General features: G+C 62.2%; 1 protein-coding gene and 1 pseudogene. Both read left to right on the forward strand.

The window, feature by feature from the left end:
* Positions 1-57 precede the first annotated feature (57 nt).
* The gene (locus tag AC1RQ9_RS18805) at positions 58-1,257 is read left to right on the forward strand and encodes a DUF3991 and TOPRIM domain-containing protein (RefSeq protein WP_217420553.1); all 1,200 of its coding nucleotides are present in this window, start codon (positions 58-60) and stop codon (positions 1,255-1,257) included.
* Positions 1,258-1,339: 82 nt separating this feature from the next.
* A pseudogene (locus AC1RQ9_RS18810) lies at positions 1,340-1,659 on the forward strand (hypothetical protein); the annotation flags it as partial.

Below are 1,659 nucleotides of genomic sequence, written 5' to 3' on the forward strand. Positions count from 1 at the left end.
GTAAATACCGGAGCGGTCTGAAACACAACCCATGCTGTTCGTGAAGGAGTGTCTTTCATGGCTTACACGTCTTCCCCAGAAGCACAGCAAAGAGAACTTGATGAGCTTCGCAATGCTGTAAACTGCGCCGTTGTGCTGGAGAAAGCCGGGTTCCGGCTGGATCGGCAGGCCACCGCGCAGCGTTCCGCACGTAACCTGAAATTTCGCCGTGACAGTGAGGCCATTATTGTCAATCACGATGGCAAGGGCTGGTGGGACCCCAAGGGCGACGGCAAAGGTGATGTCTTCAAGCTTGTCCAGTATCTCGATCCCTCGAAGAACCTCGGTCATGTCAGGCAGGAACTTCGCGCCCTGATCGGCAGGAGCCCGACGCTCGAAGTTGCCGAGCGTACGAAGGGAGCCGATGACAGACCGCGGCGCGATCCCGCTGAACTGTGGAACCGTCGTGCCGCACCTGGACAGGGGACGGCTGCATGGCGCTATCTGACGGAGATCCGTGGGTTGCCCGACCATCTTGTCGCGATTGCCGGACAGCAGGGGGCGCTGAAGGAAGGCCCGCACGGAACTGCCTGGTTCGGCCACCGGGATGCGGACGGGCAGTTCACCGGCATGGAAATGCGGGGGCCGGATTACAAGGGGTTTTCGACGGGCGGGGTTGGCAAGCGTCTCTTTGGTTTCCGGGCCGACGGGGGAGAAGAACCGGTGACGCGCCTTGTCGTCACCGAGGCGGCCATTGATGCATTGTCCTTTGCTGCACTCGATCGCTTTCCGAAAGGAACGCTCTATACCTCGACGGGTGGCGGCATGAGCCCAGAGAGCGAAGCGAACCTGAAGCGGGTCATGACGCAGGTCGCCGCCCAGCCTGAAGCGCGACTGGTTGTTGCCGTTGATAACGACCTGCAGGGGGATCGTTATGCCGGGAAATTCGCTGCGATGGCGCAGGACGTCGGTCTCTGGTCTGGGCGGATATCTCCGAAAGGGCCGGGAGAGGACTGGAACGCGGTCCTGAGGACCCGCAGGGAAGGAATGCAGGCAGGTTCTGTTCCCGTTGCGCCCTTGTGCCGTCTGTCCGAAGTCCTGGGTTCAGGGGCGAAAGCGCAGCCGGAGACGGTATCTCCGTCATGGCTGGGTCAGGCCGAGGCGCACGGCACGCAGCGGCCGCTGCGGGTTTCGGACGCCTCATTGCCTGCTCCGTCTGAACCTGTCGGGAAGCCTGCCGGACCACGGCGAGGTTCATCGCCGGGGATGTCCTTGTGAACCAGCGTAAATCCTTTGGGATCACCGGACAGACGGCATCACGAGGTGCAGGCTTTGTCCAGATATCTGCAGGCCCGCGCGCATGCCCGAACGGCTCTGCCAGGGTGGCGATGGATATGCGGAAATACGTGGCGCGTCGATTGCGGGGCAACGCGCGGCCTCCATGGCTCGAGGCCGGGACTTGGCAGGCCGCATCGCCTCCTTCACTGACGATCACGGGATGATCGTCATTTACGGCTGGCGTGCCACAGAGGTGGGCGCCGAACGGTCCTGCGCGCAGGATCATCTCACACAGGAGAGGGTCATGGGATATGTTTCAGACTATGCGGATCTGGGGATTGCGCGTCTGGCGATGAAGGCAGACCTTTCGCGGACGTTTGCCGGGTCGCGCTCGGCCCAGAC

This window comes from Komagataeibacter ossonobensis (assembly GCF_057359305.1).